Annotated in this window: 19 protein-coding genes; 7 read left to right on the top strand and 12 right to left on the bottom strand. The window is 52.5% G+C overall.

Translation table 11 applies throughout. From position 1 onward, the window contains the following. Positions 1–122: 122 nt before the first annotated feature. Together IPQ00_08015 and IPQ00_08010 are read left to right on the top strand one after the other, a co-directional pair. Positions 123–428 carry a DUF2695 domain-containing protein gene (locus IPQ00_08015; GenBank protein MBL0240504.1) on the top strand — a complete coding sequence of 102 codons (306 nt, stop codon included), beginning with the start codon at positions 123–125 and terminating at the stop codon, positions 426–428. Between the two features lie 85 nt (positions 429–513). Next, a complete protein-coding gene (locus IPQ00_08010) occupies positions 514–1581 on the top strand; it encodes an IS110 family transposase (GenBank protein ID MBL0240503.1) in 1068 nt (355 codons plus the stop codon). Between the two features lie 2459 nt (positions 1582–4040). Here the strand turns inward: IPQ00_08010 and uvrA are convergent. The 8 genes from uvrA to IPQ00_07970 form a co-directional block, all read right to left on the bottom strand. After that, positions 4041–6896: an excinuclease ABC subunit UvrA gene (uvrA, locus tag IPQ00_08005; GenBank protein MBL0240502.1), complete on the bottom strand. Its 2856-nt coding sequence runs from the start codon at positions 6894–6896 to the stop codon at positions 4041–4043. 88 nt (positions 6897–6984) lie between these two features. Beyond that, positions 6985–7257 carry a hypothetical protein gene (locus IPQ00_08000; GenBank protein ID MBL0240501.1) on the bottom strand — a complete coding sequence of 91 codons (273 nt, stop codon included), beginning with the start codon at positions 7255–7257 and terminating at the stop codon, positions 6985–6987. Beyond that, positions 7233–7994 (bottom strand): hypothetical protein, encoded by a 762-nt coding sequence (locus tag IPQ00_07995; protein ID MBL0240500.1) that lies wholly within the window; start codon positions 7992–7994, stop codon positions 7233–7235. Before IPQ00_07995 ends, IPQ00_08000 begins: the two co-directional genes overlap by 25 nt. A gap of 3 nt (positions 7995–7997) precedes the next feature. Then, positions 7998–8786, bottom strand: a complete 789-nt coding sequence (locus IPQ00_07990; protein ID MBL0240499.1) for a M50 family metallopeptidase — start codon at positions 8784–8786, stop codon at positions 7998–8000. Positions 8787–8861: 75 nt separating this feature from the next. Beyond that, a complete protein-coding gene (gene moaC, locus IPQ00_07985; protein ID MBL0240498.1) occupies positions 8862–9341 on the bottom strand; it encodes a cyclic pyranopterin monophosphate synthase MoaC in 480 nt (159 codons plus the stop codon). Beyond that, on the bottom strand, positions 9338–10069 hold the full coding sequence (locus IPQ00_07980) for a methyltransferase domain-containing protein (GenBank protein MBL0240497.1): 732 nt from the start codon (positions 10067–10069) through the stop codon (positions 9338–9340). The genes moaC and IPQ00_07980 overlap by 4 nt, the downstream gene beginning before the upstream one ends. 5 nt (positions 10070–10074) lie before the next feature. Beyond that, on the bottom strand, positions 10075–11292 hold the full coding sequence (locus IPQ00_07975; protein ID MBL0240496.1) for a molybdopterin molybdotransferase MoeA: 1218 nt from the start codon (positions 11290–11292) through the stop codon (positions 10075–10077). A 3-nt stretch (positions 11293–11295) separates the two neighbouring features. Next, positions 11296–12645: a M24 family metallopeptidase gene (locus IPQ00_07970; protein ID MBL0240495.1), complete on the bottom strand. Its 1350-nt coding sequence runs from the start codon at positions 12643–12645 to the stop codon at positions 11296–11298. Positions 12646–12764: 119 nt separating this feature from the next. On the opposite strand from IPQ00_07970, the gene IPQ00_07965 reads away from it, so the two are divergent. After that, the gene (locus IPQ00_07965; GenBank protein MBL0240494.1) at positions 12765–13991 is read left to right on the top strand and encodes an acyl-CoA dehydrogenase family protein; all 1227 of its coding nucleotides are present in this window, start codon (positions 12765–12767) and stop codon (positions 13989–13991) included. Positions 13992–14072: 81 nt separating this feature from the next. On the opposite strand, the gene IPQ00_07960 is transcribed toward IPQ00_07965, so the two are convergent. Together IPQ00_07960 and IPQ00_07955 are read right to left on the bottom strand one after the other, a co-directional pair. Then, positions 14073–14678 carry a hypothetical protein gene (locus IPQ00_07960; GenBank protein MBL0240493.1) on the bottom strand — a complete coding sequence of 202 codons (606 nt, stop codon included), beginning with the start codon at positions 14676–14678 and terminating at the stop codon, positions 14073–14075. 171 nt (positions 14679–14849) lie between these two features. Further along, positions 14850–15416: a hypothetical protein gene (locus IPQ00_07955; GenBank protein MBL0240492.1), complete on the bottom strand. Its 567-nt coding sequence runs from the start codon at positions 15414–15416 to the stop codon at positions 14850–14852. Between the two features lie 57 nt (positions 15417–15473). Here IPQ00_07955 and IPQ00_07950 point away from each other — a divergent pair, with 57 nt between their 5' ends. Then, positions 15474–16034 carry a hypothetical protein gene (locus IPQ00_07950; GenBank protein MBL0240491.1) on the top strand — a complete coding sequence of 187 codons (561 nt, stop codon included), beginning with the start codon at positions 15474–15476 and terminating at the stop codon, positions 16032–16034. A 75-nt stretch (positions 16035–16109) separates the two neighbouring features. On the opposite strand, the gene IPQ00_07945 is transcribed toward IPQ00_07950, so the two are convergent. Next, positions 16110–17369, bottom strand: a complete 1260-nt coding sequence (locus IPQ00_07945) for a hypothetical protein (protein MBL0240490.1) — start codon at positions 17367–17369, stop codon at positions 16110–16112. Positions 17370–17581: 212 nt separating this feature from the next. Between IPQ00_07945 and glmM the strand changes: the two genes are divergently transcribed. From glmM to IPQ00_07930, 3 genes are read left to right on the top strand one after another with little or no spacing between them, the layout of a single operon-like run. After that, positions 17582–18934 (top strand): phosphoglucosamine mutase, encoded by a 1353-nt coding sequence (glmM, locus tag IPQ00_07940; protein ID MBL0240489.1) that lies wholly within the window; start codon positions 17582–17584, stop codon positions 18932–18934. Positions 18935–18957: 23 nt separating this feature from the next. Continuing rightward, the gene (gene aroB / locus IPQ00_07935; protein ID MBL0240488.1) at positions 18958–20109 is read left to right on the top strand and encodes a 3-dehydroquinate synthase; all 1152 of its coding nucleotides are present in this window, start codon (positions 18958–18960) and stop codon (positions 20107–20109) included. Between the two features lie 43 nt (positions 20110–20152). Further along, positions 20153–20560, top strand: a complete 408-nt coding sequence (locus IPQ00_07930; protein ID MBL0240487.1) for a hypothetical protein — start codon at positions 20153–20155, stop codon at positions 20558–20560. 2 nt (positions 20561–20562) lie between these two features. On the opposite strand, the gene IPQ00_07925 is transcribed toward IPQ00_07930, so the two are convergent. Beyond that, entirely contained in the window at positions 20563–22452 is a 1890-nt protein-coding gene (locus IPQ00_07925; protein ID MBL0240486.1) for a radical SAM protein, read from the bottom strand. Positions 22453–22541 lie beyond the last annotated feature (89 nt).

Here is a 22541-nt window from a genome sequence, read left to right as displayed (position 1 = left end):
AGATCATCAAACTAAAGTTTGATGGACATATTTTGACGACACCGCGGTTGACAGGAGAATGCATTTGGCCTTCAATGACCTCGCTGCAAGATCATCAAACTAAAGTTTGATGGACATATATTATGGCAATCTTACGTAAACGACAGATCGAGAATCTCGAACAAATGAATGGCGAACAGCTCGACGCATTTCTTAACGCGATGCCTGCCGGGCAGGAATCGATGAGCGAATTGCTCGATTACGTCGAAGACGAACTCTACGACAAAGAGTGCGATCACACACTGCGTTACTCGATGCGTTATATGATGGAGCGCGGACTCAATTTTCCGAAGATCACCAACTGGCTCAACGAGAATGGCGGCTACTGTGACTGCGAAGTAATGAAGCAGGTCGCACCGTACTGGCGAGCCAAGTTTGGCGATGACTGATGCTATGAAGTGTTGACCTCGCGGGAGTCGAGTTTTTGTGTAAACTCGAATTCTGACAAAAGAATAACAACCCGCGAGATCAACAATGGCAGTATACATTGGGGTTGACTTTCATCCATATGAGCAGACGCTTGCTTTTGTGGATGAAGCGGATGGAGAGATCAGATATAAGCGGTTTCTTCATAGCGATAAGGCGGGGATAAAGGCGTTTTACCGCAAGTGCGGAAAGGACGCGGTTATTGGAACGGAGGCCACGGGATCGCTGTGGTGGTTTGAGAAGTTGCTCTTTGACAATGGAATGACGCTCAAGATCGGAGACCCTAGGATGATCCGTCGAGCAGCATTATCGAGACACAAGAACGACCACAGGGATGCGGAGACGATCCTGGATCTATTGATGCGCGGGACATTTCCGGCGATCACGCCGAGGAACGAGCAGAGCCGAGAGATGCTCGATCTGCTGAACTATCGTCACTCATTGGTGAGCAAGCGGACATCGGTGGTGAATCAGCTGCAGGCGTTCGCACGATCGAAGGGCTTGCCACGGTTCCGTTTGCCGGCGGTAAAGGCGAGAAAGAAGATCGAGGAGGTTGAGACGACACAGGTCGAGCGGCTTCTGGTCAGCTCTCGATTTGTTCTTTGCGACGAGCTGACACGCCAGATCAAGGCCGTGGAGGCGAGGCTCGAGGAAGAGGCGAATAAGGAAGAGCGTGCTCAATTGCTAATGACGCATCCCGGCATCGGGCTGATCAACGCCATGGCACTTGTTCACACGCTCGGCGATGTTCGACGCTTTCGCCGTAAGGAAGAGGTCGTGGCATTTGTAGGACTCGACCCGTTGGAGAAAAGCTCGGGCGAGACGAGGCGGATCGGTTCGATCAGCAAGCGAGGTTCGCGGCTCGCAAGGTACCTGCTCGGGCAGGCAGCCCAGGCAAGTCGCGATAAGAAGATACGGAAGTTCTATTCCGAGGTTAGCCGTCGTAGAGGCCGCCCGAAAGCAAAAGTTGCAGCGGCCCGTAAGCTTCTCATTAACTGTTATGTCATGCTTCGTGACAATATCAGCTACGAGGAGTTTACACGGCGGGGCGAAGTTGGTTTGTACGAGGGGTCAGGAGAGGTGACGGGGAAACCCGCTCAGTCTCTGAAGGTCTGATGGTACGACCAGCCATCTCGATATAGTTCGAGATGAGCCGATCAGGTTTCATGTAGCCAGCCGCTCGAACGAAGCTGTGCACGAATAGATGATGGCATTCGCTAATTACAGCGGTGCGTATCTGAAAGAATCTAACTAATAATGGAGGCGCCGGTTGTTCTCTTTTGTCACCCAATCAAACGCACTAACCGCATCCAAAAGATGCCACAATACCCGTGCGCTTGACTTGAGTACTTACTTCATAGATGACCCTAAACATTTCAAATTGCGTTACGAAGTCGTCGGGGCAGATCGCACGAGACCGTCTTAGTAGGTCGTTGTCGAAAAAGCGGTCAGGCGTTGTAACTCCTATCGCAATCGGTAACATCGTCTCACTCAATAGATCGCCTGCAGCTAAACTGAGACGGATCTCGATCGGTTGTCCGCTTCGGAGTGTCCCAAATTAGGTCAATTTAATTTGAAACAGTCAGCTTACACGTTCTGTAACGCTAAACCGTGCGTTTGCTGTGCGTTACGGACGAAAAGTGTTTCAAATTAATTTTGTGTTTTCAAACAATTTGAAACAAATTAAGCCCTTTGAATGGCGACTTTAGCTATCGATTTTGTTTCAAATTAATTTTACACCCATCGGGTTCATTCAAAAATGTGCTCAGAAATGTCCTAACCTGTGTGTTTGGTGCATTTAGTGGCTTTGAGCTGTTTCAAATTACGTTTTAGGTGTTTTTGAAAGATCCGAGTATTTTGATCTGCCTATTCTATATTCGATAGTCTAAATTCTGAATTGAACAAACTGTCCCAAGTCCCACCACCTCACCGCGCACACAAGGTTGGTTTGGCGATAAACACAGACGTTTGAGCGTCTTAAACTCTACCTTCGATATTCTAAATTCTGTATTGACCAAACTGTCCCATGTCCCGACACCTCAGCGCGCGCAGCGTGTCATTGATGCTCGATTCGGACTCGCATAATTCGTTAGTTTTCAAAGATCAATTGACTGGTTAAATTGTAATACGGATTGCAACGATACGTTTCTGTCGCATAGATGCAACGTCACGAGAAGGCTTTATTTGAATGCGGATGACGCCGATATTTCGGATCGATCTATAAGAGATGATCTTAAGATCCGCCCTTATCTACGTCATCTGCGTCATCTGCGTTTAAGTTCTTCGTTAAATCAAAATGAGCCGCCGACCACTCAGACGATCCCCGCGTTAGGGAACTCTTCGTTGATCTCTCCCGCCACTTGTCACCCGTCACCGTATCGCCCAAAATTGTATTGACACCAAGGCGCAACAGGTACAAAATGACGCTATCGCCGCCTCGCAAAACCCCACGACCGGCGAAGAGCCAAAAGACATCGCTCGCTCGATCGCATCGAAAGAGAAGGGCAATGTCCGGCAAAGTTTAATGAAGAATCATAATAGCGAAGTCGTGCCCCGTATCGCTGCATCGACACGGCAACCAGGATCGCTCTCACGATCGAGTAGTATGAATCAGAATAGAGAACCGCAATATCGCAAGTGTGACCCCGATCGCTCTTATTTTAGTCGTCATAGTTAAACAAACCCACTTTAGGTGAGGTAATCATCGTAAAAAATGGGATACTCAGAAATGCCGCTATCATAAGCCCAATGAAGACGTAATATTGAATATCCGAAACATAAAATTCCGTCGACTTGTAGTAGATATGATGTGTTTTGCCATTCGCCGAGTCTGAAAACCGCGAAGCGGTGGCGAAAATATAGAATCCAAGCAATCCCCAAGCAAAAGCTAAAAATACCGTTATGAACGACAATTTGCGGAAAATTCTTTGTCTTTTTTGATTATCTTCAAACATTTTTCAGTATTATTGCTGACTACATGGTCGTCCTTTGGGATCCAACATTTCCCGGATATTGAGTAGTCCAAAAATGGTTGTGTTGGTAACAGTTGCTGAAAAGCCACCTCCTGCACCGATCCCAAGGTTTAGCGATCGGGGTCATCTATGAAGCAACCCCCTGAAGTCAAGCGCACGGGTAATATAGCATCTTTGGGATGCGATCGGAGCATTTGATTGGGTGACAAAAGAGAACAACCGGCGCCTCCGTTTTTAGTTAGATTCTTTTCAAACTTGCACCGCTGTAATTAGCGAATGCCATCATCTATTCGTGCACAGCTTCGATCGAGCGGCTGGCTACATGAAACCTGATCGACTCATTTCCGATTCGTCAGTTGGAAACGGCCGGTCGTGCCATCAAGCCTTCGTCTTCGGCTCGGAGCGTCGGAAAGGGAAAGAACCCAGTCGCTATCTCTCCCGGTTCTGACGGTGGTTTGTGGCGTGTGTTAGGCGCAAAAGGTCGTTTGGGCATACAGAGGACGGGAAATGTTGGGATAAGCCCTCAAGGCACGTCTGATCCCAATTTTCCGGATCCCGTACTCAGCAGGGTCGAGATGAGAGAGTCGTATTGGACCGATGTTCCTATTGAAGCATTGCCTTCAGAAATTGTCCTGTGAAAGAGTCCTTTACTTCGGCGACTTCCTCTGGGGTGCCGGTGGCGATGATCTCGCCGCCGCCGATGCCGCCTTCGGGGCCGAGGTCGATGACGTGGTCGGCGGTTTTGATGACGTCCATGTTATGTTCGATGACTAGCAGGCTGCCGCCGTTGTCGATCAGTGCACGAAAGGCGGTGAGCAGTTTATTGATGTCGTCAAAATGCAGACCGGTCGTCGGTTCGTCAAAGATAAACAGCGTCTGCGAAGAGGTTTTTTGGGCGAGGTGCGAAGCGAGCTTTACACGCTGGGCTTCGCCGCCGGAGAGCGTCGTTGCCGATTGGCCGAGACGCAGATACCCGAGGCCGACCGCCTCGAGAACCTTCAGCTTCGAGGTCAGCTTGGCAGTATCCTTAAAGAAAAGGATCGCTTCGCGAATGGTCAACTGCAATACTTCGTGGATATTCTTGCCCTTAAACTTGACGTCAAGGACCTCTTGTTTGAACCGCATCCCGCGGCAGTCCTCGCAGGTCAGTTCGACATCGGCCAAAAACTGCATCTCGATCGTGACGGTCCCGCTACCCTGACAAATATCACATCGCCCACCGGGCACGTTGAACGAAAAGTGCGATGCATTATAGCCTTTCGACTTGGCCGTATTGGTCGCTGCAAAAACCTCTCGGATCGCATCGTACGCCTTGATATAAGTCACCGGATTAGAGCGCGGAGTGCGCCCGATGGGCGATTGGTCGACGAGGACGATGTCGTCGATCAGGTCTCCGCCGGTGATCTCCTTAAAAAATCCAACGTGGGCATTCCATTCGCCGCGTTGCTTTTTCAGCCCGGCGTACAACACGTCGTGGATCAGCGTCGATTTGCCCGAACCGGAGACGCCGGTCACACAGACGAGCATATCGAGCGGTATAGTGACCGAGACGTCCTTGAGATTATGCTCGCGAGCACCTGTAATCTCGATCTTTCGCTTGGTTACAGGCCGGCGATTTTGCGGTACTTTGATCTCGGCTTCGCCGCGAAGGTACTTGGCGGTTAGCGAGGCCTTGCTCTTTAGCAAATGCTTGAAATCACCCTCGAATACGAGTTCACCGCCGTGCTCACCGGCGTGCGGCCCGATATCGATGACGTGGTCGGCTGATCGCATCGTCTCTTCGTCGTGTTCGACGACGATGACCGTATTGCCGATGTCGCGTAAATTCTCCAGGATCCTGATCAAACGCGAATTGTCACGCGGATGCAGTCCGATGCTCGGTTCGTCTAGGACATAGAGCGTGCCGACCAGCAGCGAACCGAGATTGGTCGCAAGCTGGATCCGCTGAGCTTCGCCGCCCGACAAGGTCGCCGCGAGGCGGTTGAGCGTCAGATAATCGAGCCCGACCTCGACCAGGAAATTGATCCGACGGCGAATTTCGGTCAGCAGTTTATCGGCGATCTGAGCACGTTCGTTATCGAGCACCAACTGACCGAAAAACTCGTGAGCGACGCTGATCGACATTTCGACAATGTCCGGCAGTGAACGGCCGCCGATCTTGACGTCGCGTGCCTCTTGCCGCAGTCGCTGGCCATCGCAATCGGGGCAGCGTGTATATCCGCGGTATTTAGCCAAAAAGACACGGACGTGGAGCTTATATTTCTTGGTTTCGAGCCATTCAAAAAAGCCCTTAATGCCGCGCCAGCCTTCGTCGCCGTAGATGATGCAGTTTTGCTGGAAATCCGGCAGATCCGCATAGGGCTCGGTCATATCGATATTTGCCGCCGCGCAATATTTAACGAGTTCTTTCTGCGCCCAAGCGTGCTGAGGCCGCGTAAACGGCTCGATCGCACCGGCCTTAAGTGAGATCAACGGATTCGGGATGACCCGGCCGTAGTCGATGCCGATCGTGTTGCCGAAACCCTGACACGTCGGACACGCCCCGAATGGTGAATTAAAGCTGAAAAGGTGCGGTTCCGGCTCCTCATATCGCGTGCCGTCGTATTTGCAGATGTAGCGGTCCGAGAACTTTAGGATCGCCGGAACGCCGTCCGTTTCGCCGGAGCGTACGGCGGTTTCGACAATGGCCGCGTGGCCCTCGCGAAAGCAGGTTTCGAGCGAATCGACGAGCCGCTGGCGAATATCACTGCCGGCCTTGAGCCTGTCGATCAGGACGAACGTTTCGTCAAAATCGTCAAAAGAATAATCCTCCGGCTTTTGGAGTTCGATCACCTCGCCGCCGCGAAACAGCCTCGAAAACCCCTGTTGGAGCAGGGAAATGAGATATGCTGACGTACTTAGATCTTTGGACGAGGCCTTGGGCTTGCCTCTTTTTGCAGTTCGGACGATCTCACGAGAAACTTCTTCCTGAATAGGGAACAGCAGATAGAATCGAGTGCCGTCCGGCAGTTCCGCCAGGATCTCGTCCGCAGCCGATTCGGGCGAATCTTTTTTGACCTCACGTCCGCATTTGTGACAAATGGTCTGTCCGGCCCGGGCAAACAACAGCCGGAGATAATCATAGATCTCGGTCTGGGTCGCGACGGTCGAGCGCGGATTCTTGGTCGAATTCTTTTGCCGGATCGCGATCGCCGGGGCGATGCCGGTGATCTCATCAACGTCGGGCTTGTCCATCCGCTCCAGAAACTGGCGGGCGTAGGCCGAGAGCGATTCGACGTAACGGCGTTGTCCCTCGGCATACAGCGTATCAAAGGCGAGGGACGATTTGCCCGAACCGGACACGCCGGTAATGACCGTTAATTTATTGAACGGGATCGAGACGTTGATGTTCTTAAGATTGTGGACGCGCGCACCGCGAACCTCGATCTGATCTTCCTTTTTCGGTGTGGCGGCGTGCATAGATTCGGTTCCCGGCATTTGGACAAAAGTTTATTTTACCAAATGGATTTTGGGTAAACAAAAGCGGGTTGGGGGATGACGCGGCAGATCACCAGCGAGTGTCGTAGTTACTAAAGTTCGAATGCCAATCGTCGCCGTAGTCGGCGATCAGAATAGCGATCGGTCCGCTGAGGCTGACCTCAGCGTCGGCCTTGCGGCGAAGGCGATAGGTACGCCCGCCCGGCGAGCACACAGTGATAACGACCTTTTCGTCAGCGAGTTTGCTGATGGACGCGTGCCGCCACTCCACCCGAGAGCGGACGAGCAGACGCGATCCGACCTGCATCTGGCCGAGCGTTATTTGAACTTGGGCAGATTCCACTTTTTGCGATTTTTTTCGTACACGTCCGCCGGATACTGTACGAGATATGGAATTTTAGACGGAGCCGCCCAGGCAACCAGAGTTTCGAGATTGCGGCGTTCCATTGCTGTACATCCCGCAGTGCCGTCGGTCGGACTTTTCCATATATGAAGGAAGATACACGATCCGAGGCCCTTTTCGACAGGGTAACTATTATATCCGACAAAAATACCGAGGTTGTACTGCTCACCGATCGCGAGCATCTTTTCGGACGACGACCAGTCAAAATTGCCGACTTGCATACGGTTGACGATGCGGTTGTAGAAGTGGGAACGGACGTCGTCAACGCACTCGGTATATTCAACAAGCTTGGTGTAAGGCAGTTCGACGGCGTTCGGCTTTGATCCGGTGCCAAAAGACTCGGTTAGCGGAAACATACCTGCCGGCGAGTTACCGTCGCCTTCTTTTTTGACCTTGGCCGAAGCGTCGCCGCTCCGTGCTTCGGCCATTGCGAGGCCGCTGCGGCCGACCACAACGGCAAAATCTTCGCCGTCAGCCTTCCACTTTGATGACGTATTACTGCGTTCGAACATCCGTGCGCGGCCTTCGATGGCGTTCCAGTCTTTTGTAACGACGACGACTATCTGCAGCGACTTGCCGAAGTCCGGCTTAACCGCCGGCGGCTCTGCCTTTTTGATCTGAGCAGAAGCGGCAAAAGCGAGTGCGAGAATACATATCAACGTGCGAAGTAGTTTCATAGATCAGTCCTCAAAGACAGAAACCGACGAGTTTTTATTTTTGGCAACGGCGTAAAACCGCATACCGACCGAGATCATAACCACGGAGATCACGATCCAGAGAAATACCCAAAACACGCCCGGTAAACCGGTGGCGTCAGCCATATTCTTGGCGTCATTGGCCAAGTCGGACCCAACGAGCGGGGCATTGATGAAAAATACGGTTTTGAGATCGGACAGGGAATTGAGCAGGCACTGGATCGCTAAGAACGCAACCGAGAAGTTTGCCACGCGATAGCTCGAAAACTTGCCCAGAGCGAGAAGCCCGGCGGTCAGCAAAAGCCCGGCACCGACAGTGAATATAACGCTCGAAAACGCGACATTGAGCGATAGAAAGTGAAATATCGGGCTCAAAATGCCGAATACAACCGTCATCGTGCCGATAAATATGCCCGAACCTACAAGCACCTTATGCGGCGAAACGGACTTGCGGATCAGCACAAGCATCATCACGCCGAAAACCGTGGTCCCAAGATAACCGGCACTCGAGGTCAGCATAGCGCCGAACCAGCTCGATGGTGCAGAATACACGACTCCGCTGCCGTCTGAGGCGATGGTCAGGCTTTGAACCGAACCACCGGTCAAAACCGCGATCAGGGCGTGACTTGCTTCGTGTATAAATGTCACAAAAAGCCTGATCGGATAAACCAGATAATCGGCGAACGGTATAAACCACAACACTATCGTGATGACGGTCGCAATGATCAAAAGGATGACCTGAGGCTTGGCATCTTCGGCTAACTTATATCCCATACTTCAAAAACACTCCTTTGCGGATCTATGACCGAATACGCTTATTCTAACCGAAAGTTCGATGCTTGTCGTTGGTTATTGGTTTTCGACTAAACGCTGATAGTCGCTCTTGCCGCCCGTTTTGCTCTCTAGCCGTATGTCGCTAATGACGATGTCCTTCTGAACCGCCTTGCACATATCGTAGATCGTCAGTGCTGCGACCGAGACGGCGGTGAGAGCTTCCATTTCGACGCCGGTCTGTGCTGCTGTGATTGCCTCGGCTTCGAGATATATGCCGAAGTCCCTGAATTCGGCGGTGATATTCACCTTGGATAGATTGATCTGATGGCAGAGCGGGATCAATTCGGACGTGCGTTTCGCCGCCATTATGCCCGCAATTCGTGCGATCTCGAGCGGGTCACCCTTTGGGTTTGCGTTCGAGCGAAGAGTCGCCAGCGTCGCGGCAGAAAGCTGAACGCAGCCTGACGCGACCGCCCGCCTCACGCTCTCGGCCTTGCCGGAAACGTCAACCATCCTGATCTTACCGCCCTCGTCAAAATGCGAAAGTTCGCTCATATCTTCCTTGCCTCAAATATTAATGTGTTGCCGCCGAACAACACTTCGTCCGAATTTAATTCGTCCGACCAACGCTCAGCACGCTTTGCGGCCGAGGAAAATCGCGAAACGAGCCGAATGATCGCTCCGAGCGGGCGAAACGCCCACGAGTTCTTTTTTTCCTTGTCACGATAGATCTTGACGATCTCGAAGCCGTATTTTTCGAGCAGAAATCTCACCTCAGAGTACCCGATCGGATTGACGTGCAGGGCGATCTCCTCCATACCCGGAAACTCACGGCTAATCTTGTCCAGCGCCGGACGCGACAGCGGCTTAAAATGCGATGTGTATCCGGAAAAGAGCCATTTAAGGCGCTCCTCGATATTCATAATGTTTGGCACTGAGACGATCAATCGGCCGCCCGCGACGGTCAGTCGGGCAAATTCCGCAATGGCATTTGCCGGATTTTCGATATGTTCGAGGCCCTCAACGCAGACGATCGTCTCGAAGTCGCCACTTTCATACGGCAGACGCGTGTCGAGATTGCCCGAGCGGATCTCGACACCGTCAAGCTGAAATATCTCAGGGTAGAGGTCGCAACACGAAACATCGTAGCCGACACGCTTTAGCCTTTGTGCCAGAGCTCCCTCGCCGGCGGGCACATCAAGCAGGCGACCGCCGCCGCCGGCGAGGATCGACTCGACGGTTTCGTGGATCGCTTCGTGGGCGAGTGCTACAGGTTCGGTCATTGGTCTTATATCAAAAATAACACAGTCGATGGGTCACCGCTCTCAAGCCGAGCATCTGCCTCGACGACGATCAATGCTTCGGCCCGCGAATATCCGATAAAGTCCGACGAGCCTTGCCAACGCGTCGGCGTGGCGATCAAATGGCCTTTATCATCGGTACTAAGTGACGCCGGCAGGTAAGTGTCCCGTCCCTTCGCCGCCTTTACCGGTGTGCCCAAAAGGGCAGTGCCGCGACGCATCTCGGTATCGCGAGCACCTTGCAGAGCCCACAGGGCGAGACGCACAAAAAGTTCGAAGGTCACGGCCGCCGATACCGGATTGCCCGGCAGCCCAAAGATCAGCTTGGCGCCGAGTGTCGCAAAGACCGCGGGTTTACCGGGCTTGAGGCGAACCTTTTCAAAGTGCAATGTCGCCCCCAACCTGCTCAGGGCCGGCTTGGTCAGATCATATTTGCCGACGGAAACACCGCCGCTGATGATCAAAACATCGCACTCCTCTAATGCCTTTCCGATCGTATCCACCAGACGGTCCAGATCATCATCGACCAGCGGCAAAATTCGCGATTCGGCACCGCACTTTTCCGCCAATGCAGACAACATCGGGGCATTTGAATTACGTATCTGGTCAATTCCGGGCGAACTTCGGATATCGACGATCTCGCTGCCAGTCGCGAGGATCGCAACCTTTGGCCTCTGAAACACTTCGGGATCAGAGTAGCCAAAAGCGGCTAAGGATGCGATCATCGCCGGCGATATGCGTTCGCCGGACTGAAACACACGTTCTCCTGACCGTATCTCTGCGCCTTTTAGGACGATATTAGCTCCGAGTTTGACGCTTTGCAGGATCGTGACGGAGTCTGCGCCGCTGTCGCCTACCATCGACGCCTCGCTCGTCAGTTCGATCTTCTGAACGGAGTCTGCACCCGGCGGAACCGGTGCTCCCGTCATAATGCGAACGGTCTGGCCGCCACTCATTTTGTGGTGCCATCCGTGACCGGCAGCAGATTCGCCAACGATCGTAAGTTCGGCCGGGGCACTCTCGACATCCGCGGCAATAACGGCAAATCCGTCCATCTGGGAACGGTCGAACGGCGGCAGATCGGTGTCTGCCACGATATCGTTGGCTAAAACACGACCGACCGAGTCGGTCAGTGACACACTCTCAGTGCCGCGTTGCGCGGATCTGAGCCGGATGGTTTGGGTAGCTTCGGAGACGGATATCATTTTTTATTTGATCAGATACAACTCGGTCTGTCGCGGGCGAATGAACTTAAATCCGGCAGACGTCATCACGGCATCGTCCTCCGCCATGATCGTAACCTTCTGGCCGTTCCATTCCGGGATATTAGTCGACGTATTGAGCTCGATCGATGTAAATGACCCGAGTCTGAAGCGGTCTTCGTCGCCGCCGAGGCTCTTGCGAAAATCGATCGAGGCACCGAGGCCGTGGCCCTGAGCACCGATCGGATGTGAATATATCATCGCGTCGATGCCCTGCTTTTTACATTCCGCCATCGTCCTTTCGTACAGATCGGATCCCGTCATTCCGGCCCGGCCGAAACTGAAAAGGATGTCCTGCAAGCGGTTTGTGTTTTTGATAGCGGCCTTAAATCCGGCCGGAGCGTCCTTTTCGCCGGATTTGAGAATGTAACCGTGCTTTTGCCAGTCGGTGCTGAGGCCCATATAGATCAGGCCAAAATCAACGTGTATCAGATCGCCTCGCTCGAGCACCAACGACTCATTGGCAACGTCCAGAAACTGCTCCCCAGCAGCAGTTGATTTTGCCTGTCGCTGGACACGCATATCCGGCTGAAACCAGATACCGAGGCCAAGTCTATTGACCTGTTCCATCATCCACCAGCGTACGTCGCCGACGGTGGTCTTGCCCGGAGTGATCACTTCGTTTGAGAACGCCCGCCGAGTAATGACGTCGGTTGCTAATACCGCAGTCTCATAATGCGGCAGTTCATCGGGAACTCGGGTGTCAAAAAAGTCAGTGAGCAGTTGTGCGGCGGAAACAAACTTTTTCTCGTTTTCGGGGCCGAGTGCTTCGGCCATAAATTGGTAGCCGTCGTGCGTCAATCCGTTCTGCTGGCCTCGGCTGCCGCCGTAGTTAAGAGCTATGGTTTTCGGGGCTCGTTCGTCCACGATCCGTTTGATCGCTGCGGCGAGCTCGGCACGCGGCGGATTGAGAACCTTATAGTGCTTTTTCAAACGCTCTTCGACATACCGTACGACGGCGATCCGCTCGAGGCGTGTCCCGCGGTCGATAAAGATAAAAAAGTCACGCCGCCCGACCATAGGTATCGGCGGCACGATATATTCGGTCACAGGATCGCTGTGAAATTCTTCGTTGACCACGATCCACATCTCGATGCCGTGACGCTTCATCATCGGCAAGAGCATGCCGCCGAGTCGCTTTTCGAGCCACTGCTCGCGGACATTCATTTGCTCGAGTTGCGTCAGCATCTTGGGCATTGCCGGGATCGGTTCATTCGAGCGATTCTGAGCACTTATCAGCGAACCGAAGGCAGAAAAGGCGAAAATGGACGCTATTATTAGCTTTCTTGTCGACATATATGAGGTCAAAGAATCAAGGCGCTTTCGCGGAAAAATTCGCAAAATGCTAAACTTCTAATAAGGATTTACGAGCAAAAGTTTAGCATATATTTAATAAGTGAGGACATTAGACAACCGTGATCGAATTTGAATTGACAGAAGACCATCAGGCCCTAAAGGCAACAGTTCGAGAGTTCTGTGCGGGTGAAATTGCTCCATATATCAAGGAATGGGACGAAAAAGCTGAGTTCGACCGCTCGGTTTTTGACAAAATGGCAGACCTCGGGCTTTTGGGAGTCTGCATTCCGGAAGAATACGGCGGAGCCGGGTTTGATTACATTTCGCTTGGGCTCGTCTGCGAGGAACTCGAGGCGTGTGACACATTCCTGCGTGTTGCGATGTCAGTGCACGTCGGGCTTAACAGCCTGAGCGTTTACAGTTGGGGAACTGAGGAGCAAAAGCAGAAGTATCTGGTGCCGCAGGCAAAGGGCGAAAAGCTTGCTACATTCGGATTGACGGAGCCCAATGCCGGATCTGACGTTATTGGAATGCGTTCGTACGCGACGCGTGACGGTGACGACTGGATCCTCAACGGCGAAAAAATGTGGATCTCGCTGGCGGATGTCGCTGACAACTTCCTTTTCTTTTGCTGGACCGACCCGGAAAAACAGAAGGTTCGTGACCACAGCGGCATTTCGTGCTTTATCGTCGAACGGACGATGCCAGGATTCTCGAGCGGTACGATCCACGGCAAACTCGGCATCAAGGCCGGCAACACGGGCTACTTTTCGCTGCAGGATGTCCGCGTGCCGCACGCTAATATGCTCGGCAACGAAGGCGAAGGATTTAAGATCGCGATGTTCTCGCTTGAGAATGGCCGTTACACGGTCGCCTCGGGTGCAACCGGCGTGATCCGAGCGTCGCGTGACGCCTCGGTCTCGTATGCCAACACCCGCGAGGTGCAGGGCCAGACGATCGCTAATTTCCAGCTCGTCAAGCAAAAGATCGCCAATATGGAAGCCGATTACCAGATGGCGCATATGCTGTGGCTGAAATGCGGATGGCTCAAAAATAATGGACGGGCGTCCGCCAAGGCCGCGAGTCTTGCTAAATGGCAGGCGACCATTCGTTCGGAAACCGCCGCATCAATGGCCATCGAGATCCACGGAGCCAACGGCTACACCAACGACTATCCGGTCGAGCGTTACCTGCGCAACTGCAAGGCCGCGGTGATCTATGAAGGAACACGCGACATTCATACGCTGATGCAAGCTGATTGGGCACTCGGGATGAAGAAAGAAAAGACCGCACGCGTCGTATTGCCGCCGTACAAACCGGCCGAGTCGAGCAACGCAGCCGGATAATTCGGCACATTTCCGTAAGAGAAAGGGCTTGAGAAACCGCAAAGTTTCTCAAGCCCTTTGTACTTTGATCATATGACCAAACTACATTTTCTTGACGCTTTCCAAGAACTTCTTGACATCCGCCTCGTGCTTGTCGAGGCTCGATTTCTCAGCGTAGATGTTTGCAAGAACCGGCTTTTTGGGTGCATTGATAACGGTAAGATCCCAAACGAGTTCTTCGCCCTTATTTTTTGCAGTGCCGCTGAGTGACGTTGCTTCCATTCCGTCGATCTCGATCTTCGAACCCTTATTTTCAACCTTTACATCATCAAGGTAGTCATCGATCTCTTTCGCTGCATCAGCGAGGACTTTTGCGTAGTCGCCGTCTTTCGGAACTGAGAAACGGATGTCGACGCCTTCGTCGTCGGTCTTAATGATAGTGTATTCGCCGTCTTTGCTAAACTTGAAGCCCTTAGGCACGACCATCATAATGCCCGCTTCTTCAAGCTTGATGACAGTTCCGTCCGTTGCCGGAGCAACTGCCGTGTTTGCAGCAGTATTTGCGGCAGCGTTGGTATTGGCAACAGTATTGGTGTTCGCCGATTTGTTGGCGTTTGAATTTGTTGTATTGGCTGCAGGTGCTCCGCAGGCCGAAAAGACGGCGGCGGTAGCAGCAACGCCCAGAGTCAAAATAAATTTGTTCTTCATAATATATCGAAATCCTTTCAAAGACTTTTGTAAAAATTGGCCGTTCGCCGTTCGCGGCTTAACGCCAAACTGCAAATGCTAACAGTTTTGCAAATAAATGCAAGTCTTCCCTATGAAAAAGCCCGCCGATCACCGGGCGGGCCTTAGAGTTCGAAGACGTTGAATTTGTCGTTATTTTCCGGTTGTCGAGCCTTGCTTTACGCTATCGATTTCCGGACTGCCGCCGGTGAACTTCCACGCCCCGTTTTCTTTTATAAACGAAAACGCCGTCCATTTTATATATGCTCCGCCCTTGAGTTCGGCAACTGCCTTGTCGCCCTCGATCTTCTCGTTGCGAACTTCGACCGGTTTTTCGGGGATGGTGTCATAAAGTGCAAGGTATGCGGCCATTCCGGTTTTCTTCTCGGCTTTCATATCGTCCTGTACCGACTTGATAAATGCCGCAGACAAAACACTCTGAAGTGCAGCATCATCCTTTCGCTTTAACGCATCATAATAGGTATGAACAACGGGCGTGATGGTTGGAGCATTATTCTCCGTCGCGGCTTCGGGTTTTGCGGTCGTAGCTACTGCATTGTCTGCATTAGCCGGAGCGTTGACCGCATTTGTCGCGTTGGCGGTGTTTGCGGTGTTTGTTTTTCCTGAATTTACGGCATTATTTGCGGGCGAATTGCCGCAGCCTGCCGCTAAAATTACAAGTCCGATAACTGAGCCTAGAAGTGGTTGAAAATATCGCATAGTTAATAAATCTTTCCGGTTGATATCAATTTCAAGAGTATAATAAATTTAATAACAATGAACAAAACTGCCCAACTCGAACTCCACAGGACATATCTCATAGACGCTCTGCCTGAGCCGCTGACACGTGCGAGCAGTCATCTGCAGATCTACGACAACTATATTCAAGGGACAAGAATGCGTACCAGATCGATTCGCGATCCGTATTCGAAAGTTTGGACATACATTCTCCAGCAACGGATACACGCGGAGGATGACGGCCCGGGCGTTAACCGACTCGCTGAGATGCACCTCAATGCCGTTGAGATCGAGATATTTCGCCCTCACCACGGCCGGGAGGTCCGCAAGAACCGTTTCTATCACGAATACGACCGGCACCTCTTTGCGTTTGACGTATTCTTAGGCAAACTCTGGGGCCTGAATACGTTTAGGGTCGATTTTGCGACACTAGACGAGATGCTCCAGTTTAAGCCGCCGCCTTTTGCTGTGTTTGAGGTGACCGGCAATGAGTTTTTTGAAGGCCCGGACCTCGTCACTAAGACCTTTACCGATATCCAGGCTGAGGTCGCCAGGCTCGGGGCGACACTCGCCAACTCATCGGACAGCCCGGACGAATAGCATCGTTAGGAGCAAAAAAAGGCCGTACCGACTGTTATCGGTGCGGCCATTTCCTTACAAAATAAATATTTCGATCTACCGGTTCCTGGAGTTCATCGGGACCGCTCGCTCGAGCGATTCATATATCTGCAGATATATCTTGGTCTCTCTCGGAATAAGTGTGGTCCAGTTCTGTCCGCCGCGATTAATGTATCCGGGAAGTTTAGCGGGGTTTGAGTTATATCCTGCGGCCATTAGTTGCTCGGGTGTAGCAATGCCCGTCTGCAATGCATTCGCAACGGTCGGACTCGCGGTCAGATCATTCCAGGTCATTTGCATATATAGCAACATAACCTTGGCCGCATTAACGTGGTCCCGCATCCCTTCGACAAAATCGGGCATTAGGTAAACTCCCGGAAATCGGGCTCGCACCATCCTATATGTCGACGGGATCATCTGAACCATCCCGCCCGCACCGGCCGAACTCACAGAGTAACGGTACGTCTGGCCCTCATTGAGAGCATAGAGCGTAAATATGTCGTTATAAATGTTCGGGTGATATTCTGTCCTAAATCTCAGATGATCAACGTGCTCGACGGTCGCAAGCCGCTCGGCAATGTCAGCGACCTTAGGCTGTATAGTGATACCGCGTTCACTCAGGCGTTCGCGGGCGATCTCGATCACATTTCTAACGTAAAACTGTCCCGCATTTACGACCTCAGGGGTGATCAGGCCGGCGTGCGTCGAAACATAATATGCCATTTCCTGAAAAACACCATTATTCTCACGGGGATACTGGACGACCAGTGGCAATTGCTGTTGGCCGCTTTCGTCGGCGATCGTAACAGGCGTATTTACGCCGTTCGCCCGAACTGTAGTCACAACGAACTGCTTGCCCGATGCGGCAACCGCGGTGGACGGCACGGAGGCGGTCAGGAACTGCTCTTTGGAAAGAACAACATTGTCGATCTGGCGAGTCCGCCAGTCGTAAAACGCGATCCTGATCAAGCTATTTTGAAAAATCGGAACCGTAGTTTCAGCCGACGCAGTCGTTAGCGGGCGAACCTGCATAATACGGCGGGCCTCGGCGATCTTGGCCTTGATCTGCGCAAAACTCAATCCTGACCGATTGATATTAGTTGCCTGTTGGGCCTGAACGCTAGGCGGTGCACTCGACACGACGATCGGCGTTTGTACCGGACGGGGTGCCGGTGTCGCGATGGCCTTGGCGGGCGGCAGAGTGCTTGTCACTATCACTCGCGACGAAGTAGGAGCAGTCTGCGCCTGAACGCTGCCTAGATTGCCGATTGCGAGTGTTGCGAAGACGAGCAGGATCGAGGTAATGCTAAATTTCATAGATTTGTTGATACGGAATCGCTTACAGATAGTGTTCAGGAAATTGCGCCGGCAAGTCACACGATTAAGATTCGCTCATTCCGACAGTGGTTGTCAACAGATTTTGAAAAATTTATATTATATACAACAAATCATTATGGATAGACGACGTTTGTGTTGGACTAATACTTAATGTATAAAAGGTTTTTCTCCTTTGTTTACTTCATTTATATATGAAAGAGCTCTTTGGGACAGATGGCATTCGCGGACGGGCAAATGAATTTCCGCTTGATAGTAGAACGATAGCCGTCATCGGGCGTTCGCTGGCGAGACAGTTTGGCCAAACTCTTCAGCGACCGCCGAAATTCGTGATCGGCCGCGACACGCGCGAGTCGGGCGAGTTTATCGAACGAGCGTTTTGCAGCGGAGCCGAATCCGCAGGTGCAGAGTGTGTTTCGGCAGGTGTGATCACGACGCCGGGCGTGGCATTTCTGACCAAGGCCGAAGGGTTCGACGCCGGCGTCGTGATCAGTGCGTCGCATAACCCATTTCACGACAATGGTCTGAAGATATTTCTGCCGTCGGGCAAAAAGATCGAGGAATCGATCGAGCGCGAAACGGAACGTGATATTTATGGTTCAATCTCCGACATTCAGCATAATGATGACCGTTTGCCGGCTGTAGCCTCTGACGTTTTCGTTGACGACTATGTCGCCCATCTGACAAATGCCGTTTCCGGACTTCGTGCGGAAGGCATCAAGATCGTCCTGGACTGTGCAAACGGTGCCGCGTCGGAGATCGCGCCGCGGGTCTTTCGGTTGTTGGGGGCAGACGTGATCCCGATCCATCATCAGCCTGACGGACGCAACATCAACGAAAAGTGCGGATCGCTGCATCTCGAACATCTCCAGGCGGCGGTCATTGAAAACGGCGCTGACCTCGGCGTCGCATTTGACGGCGACGCGGACCGCGCTCTCTTTGTCGATGAGAACGGTGCGATCGTTGATGGCGACGCGACATTGTGGGCGATGGCACAGTACTTAAAAGGGCACGGCCGAATACAAAACTCCAAGGTGGTGGCGACCGTGATGAGTAATATCGGGCTTGAGATCGCGATGCGTTCGATCGGCATTGAACTGATCCGGGCGGCGGTCGGTGACAAGTATGTACTGCAGCAATTACTTGAGACCGATTCGGAGGTCGGCGGCGAACAATCAGGCCACGTTATCTTTGCCAGGCATAGCCTGGTCGGTGACGGCATTATGACCGCTCTGTTTATGCTGCGTGCAATGGTGGAAAAGGGTGTCACGCTGTCCCATATGGCTGACGGCTTTGTCAGATATCCTCAGGTACTCGTCAATGTTAAGGTGAGCCAAAAGTTGCCCTTTGAGTCGGTTCCGGCGATCGCCGCGGCTGCAAAAGCGGTCGAAGACGAAATTATGGGCGAGGGTAGGTTGCTGTTGCGGTATTCTGGCACCGAGAATCTGGCTCGTGTGATGATCGAGGGCAAGGATCAGGCTCAGGTCGAGACTCAGGCAAATCGTATCGCCGACGTCATTCGAGCCGAGATAGGCCTTGACGATTAGCCGACGCGGTATTATTTAACGAAATGTTGATCAAGATCGAAACCACCGAAGAGCAACACCGATATAACATTAGTGTCGGCAGCAACACATTGTCTTCGAGCGGGAAATGGGCTCAAAAGTGTCTGGGCCATTCAGCACAAAGAGTTGTCATTGTTTCGAATGACAAGGTTTTCGGCCTATACGGCGAGACGGTTGAACGGAGCCTGGCGGACGCAGGTTTTGCGGTCACAGTCTGGAAAATGCGAGACGGCGAAAGATTTAAGGACCTCAGATCGCTCGATGCGGCACTCGATTCATTCGCCGCGGCCGGACTTACACGAACTGACGCCGTTGTTGCCCTCGGCGGCGGCGTTGTCGGTGACCTTGCGGGATTTGCCGCTTCGATATATCTTCGCGGCATCTCTTTTTTGCAGATCCCTACGACTTTGCTGGCGATGATCGATTCTTCGGTGGGCGGCAAGACAGGAATAAACTCAAAATTTGGCAAAAACACGATCGGGGCGTTTTATCAGCCCAAAGGTGTTCTGATCGACCCTGATCTGCTCGCTACACTCGACCGGAGAGAGATGACCGCCGGATTTTGTGAAGCGATAAAGCAAGGTGCCATCGGCAGCATCGACCTCTTAGGTAAAGTTGCGGCATTACTTGAGAAATTTCCCATCGAACACTTGTCGGATCATTTCGGTGATCCTAAATATCGACGTTCACTGGCCGCGATCGTTGCCGATCAGGTCGCTTTCAAGGCGGGGATCGTGAGCGGTGATCAGCGTGAATCAGCGGCAAGGCGTGACCGACGATCACGAAAGATACTCAATTTTGGCCATACGCTCGCCCACGCACTCGAAAAGGTGACCGACTATAAGTACTTTCGGCACGGTGAGGCCGTAGGCTATGGGATCATATACGCGGCGGAGCTTTCAAAAGAACTTGCGTTAAGTGACGAAAACGTTGTAAAATTGTTGAACGATGTTGTGCATCGATCCGGCACTTTGCCGAAGTTGGACAACATCGATCCGAAACTGGTCATTGAGGCTTTTAGATTTGACAAGAAACAGGTTGCCGGTTCGCTACAAATGGTTCTTTTACAGGGTATCGGCAAGCCAGTGATCATTAGTGGTGATGATATCCCGCTATCCGCCCATTTATCTGCGCTCAAACGCCTTATTGCCCGATAGTATATCGCCGGATCCGCCGGCGATTTCAGGAGTAACTCATACAATGAAAAACGCTTTTCACGAACGCTCGTCCGAGCGCGGAAGCGCCGGTGTCAAGTTTGCGATCTTCCTCGCGGTCGTCGCCATTTTAGGGCATGCAGGCTACAACTACGTTCCGGTCGCCTACGAGGCCGAAAGCCTTAAGACCGAAATGCAGACTGCCGTAACCCAAGGTTTGGCACTATCGGGCAAATTGAGCCCGGTGGACAACGTCAAGGGACGGATCGAAAAGGCTATGATCTCGAACGCGGTACCGGCAGACGCTACCTTAAATGTCACACAGACCGGCAATGTGATTCAGGCGCGTGTCTATTTTATAAAGCCGGTTCCGATCATTCCGTTTGGTATATACACCTATAAATATGTGTTTGATCACACCGCAACGCCGACCGGATTTTTGTTGAAACAATAGTCCTAGGCCGTGGCGGCGGCCATCGCTGCGCGGACCTTGAGCGGTTGGATCTGGATCAGGCTCTCAGGTGCGTCAGCAAGCCAGGTGGTGGGGCAAACGCCGCAGGTAGTACACTTTTCGACTGCAGGGCAGGGCAAACTCGACTGAGATGCCCTGGCCTTTTCGTGTTCGGTCTTAAGAAACTCAAACGACAAACCGGAATCGACTATCGACCACGGCAGAAACTCATCATAGCTGCGGTCACGCGAAATATGAAAAGCCGGGTCGATCCCGGTCTCGCGCAATGCCCTGTTGAGATCGTCCTTGTAACGGGCCGCGAGATCGATCACTCTGGCCACGCTTCGGTCGCCGGATGAGAACAGTGCCTGTTCGTGAGCGATCCGTGCCGACATAAAGCGGACCTCGACATTTGGGATCTTGCTGAGTCCTTTGGCAACGTATTTAATACGCTGCTTCAGATCCTTTTCACCGCAAATAGCGTCCCATTGCAATGGCGTATTTGGTTTGGGGACAAAGCCGTTCAACGAGGCAATGATCTTGCCGGCACGGCCAAACTGCTTGCCGGCCTGCAGCATCCTGTCCTTGACACGCTCGACCAGAGTAAATATTTCGTCGAGGTCCTCTGTCGTTTCCGTTGGCAGGCCGACCATCATATAGAGTTTGATGGTCAGCATCCCGCGGTCAAATACCGAGCCGCAAATATCTACGATCTCGTCATTAGTCAGATTCTTGTTGATCACGCGTCTAAGCCGATCGCTACCGGTCTCAGGGGCAACGGCGATCTGCTGATCACGCGACTCGACCAGAGCGTCCAGCAACTCGTCCGAAATCTGGTCGAGACGAAGGCTTGAGACCGAGATCCGATAGTCCATCGCCCGTAACTCACTCAAGATCGTTGAAATTTCCGGGTGGTCGCAGACCGCGGTCGAAACGAGTCCGATCCTGTTGGTCTTATGCCGCCACTCGCGAGCCTTGGCAAGTATGTCCTTGGCCGGAACGACGCGTGGTGGGTAATAGTTGTAGCCTGCCCAACAGAATCGGCAACCTTGCGAACAGCCGCGTGATATTTCGACTAAAAGGCGGTCGCCCATTTCGGCGCCCGGCGACCAGACAGATGTGGATGGGCAAAACGTATCCTGATTGACCAAAAACTCCGCCAATTCCGCCTCGCCACGCTTTAAGGCTCGCCTCAGCGTACCTTCTTTGGGGTTGACCGAGGCCAATGCTCGTCCGACCCGACGCGGAACGCCGGGTTCGTTGGGAACATAATCCGAAACTGTACCGTCCTCATTATGGATGACGTCGTAAAATGCCGGTACATAAAATCCGCGGCCGATCAGCGCCAATTGCCTCAAAATGTCCTCTTTCGAGTCATTTTCGAGTATGGCATCGATCAATTGATAGGCCAGCACCTCACCCTCGCCGACCGCGATCACGTCGGTAAAGTCAGCGATCGGTTCCGGATTGAGGAACGACGCTGCACCGCCCATCACTACCAACGGATGGCCCTTGGTGCGCTCCTTAGACCATACCGGCACCCCGGAAAGTTGGAGCATCCGCGCCATATTGAGATAGTCGGTCTCGAACGAGATCGAAAAGGCTATCACGTCAAAGCTCTTCACCTTAGATTGTGTCTCAAGCGACATTAACGTCGCACCGGTCTTTTCGTATTCGGCAAGTTCGTTGCGATCGGGCAAAAATACGCGTTCACACACCACGTCCGGTATCGCATTGAAAAGCTCATACATCGTATGAAGCCCGAGATTGGCCATCGCGATCGAGTGAATATTGGGGTAGCAGAGAGCAATACGAAGTGCTCCGCCGCGATTTACGACATAGTGCTCCTCGACACTGAGTTTCCGTTTATAGCTTTCGACGATGCGCTTACTCATAGGGTCAAACGTAAAAGGATAGCAGAACAGTTTGCCGCTGCCAATATAAAAGTGCGGGCTGCAATTTGAAACTGCGGCCCGCACTCAAT

It is taken from the genome of Chloracidobacterium sp. (genome assembly GCA_016720705.1).
Taxonomy (GTDB): Bacteria; Acidobacteriota; Blastocatellia; order Pyrinomonadales; family Pyrinomonadaceae; genus OLB17.
This window is presented reverse-complemented; position numbering and strand designations above follow the sequence as displayed.

Bases quoted from the DNA above. Each gene is read 5' to 3' on its own strand.
- IPQ00_08015 (MBL0240504.1), top strand. From the start codon at position 123: ATGGCAATCTTACGTAAACGACAGATCGAGAATCTCGAACAAATGAAT.
- IPQ00_08010 (MBL0240503.1), top strand. From the start codon at position 514: ATGGCAGTATACATTGGGGTTGACTTTCATCCATATGAGCAGACGCTT.
- uvrA (MBL0240502.1), bottom strand. From the start codon at position 6,896: ATGCACGCCGCCACACCGAAAAAGGAAGATCAGATCGAGGTTCGCGGT.
- IPQ00_07995 (MBL0240500.1), bottom strand. From the start codon at position 7,994: ATGAAACTACTTCGCACGTTGATATGTATTCTCGCACTCGCTTTTGCC.
- IPQ00_07990 (MBL0240499.1), bottom strand. From the start codon at position 8,786: ATGGGATATAAGTTAGCCGAAGATGCCAAGCCTCAGGTCATCCTTTTG.
- moaC (MBL0240498.1), bottom strand. From the start codon at position 9,341: ATGAGCGAACTTTCGCATTTTGACGAGGGCGGTAAGATCAGGATGGTT.
- IPQ00_07980 (MBL0240497.1), bottom strand. From the start codon at position 10,069: ATGACCGAACCTGTAGCACTCGCCCACGAAGCGATCCACGAAACCGTC.
- IPQ00_07975 (MBL0240496.1), bottom strand. From the start codon at position 11,292: ATGATATCCGTCTCCGAAGCTACCCAAACCATCCGGCTCAGATCCGCG.
- IPQ00_07970 (MBL0240495.1), bottom strand. From the start codon at position 12,645: ATGTCGACAAGAAAGCTAATAATAGCGTCCATTTTCGCCTTTTCTGCC.
- IPQ00_07960 (MBL0240493.1), bottom strand. From the start codon at position 14,678: ATGAAGAACAAATTTATTTTGACTCTGGGCGTTGCTGCTACCGCCGCC.
- IPQ00_07955 (MBL0240492.1), bottom strand. From the start codon at position 15,416: ATGCGATATTTTCAACCACTTCTAGGCTCAGTTATCGGACTTGTAATT.
- IPQ00_07950 (MBL0240491.1), top strand. From the start codon at position 15,474: ATGAACAAAACTGCCCAACTCGAACTCCACAGGACATATCTCATAGAC.
- IPQ00_07945 (MBL0240490.1), bottom strand. From the start codon at position 17,369: ATGAAATTTAGCATTACCTCGATCCTGCTCGTCTTCGCAACACTCGCA.
- glmM (MBL0240489.1), top strand. From the start codon at position 17,582: ATGAAAGAGCTCTTTGGGACAGATGGCATTCGCGGACGGGCAAATGAA.
- aroB (MBL0240488.1), top strand. From the start codon at position 18,958: ATGTTGATCAAGATCGAAACCACCGAAGAGCAACACCGATATAACATT.
- IPQ00_07930 (MBL0240487.1), top strand. From the start codon at position 20,153: ATGAAAAACGCTTTTCACGAACGCTCGTCCGAGCGCGGAAGCGCCGGT.
- IPQ00_07925 (MBL0240486.1), bottom strand. From the start codon at position 22,452: ATGAGTAAGCGCATCGTCGAAAGCTATAAACGGAAACTCAGTGTCGAG.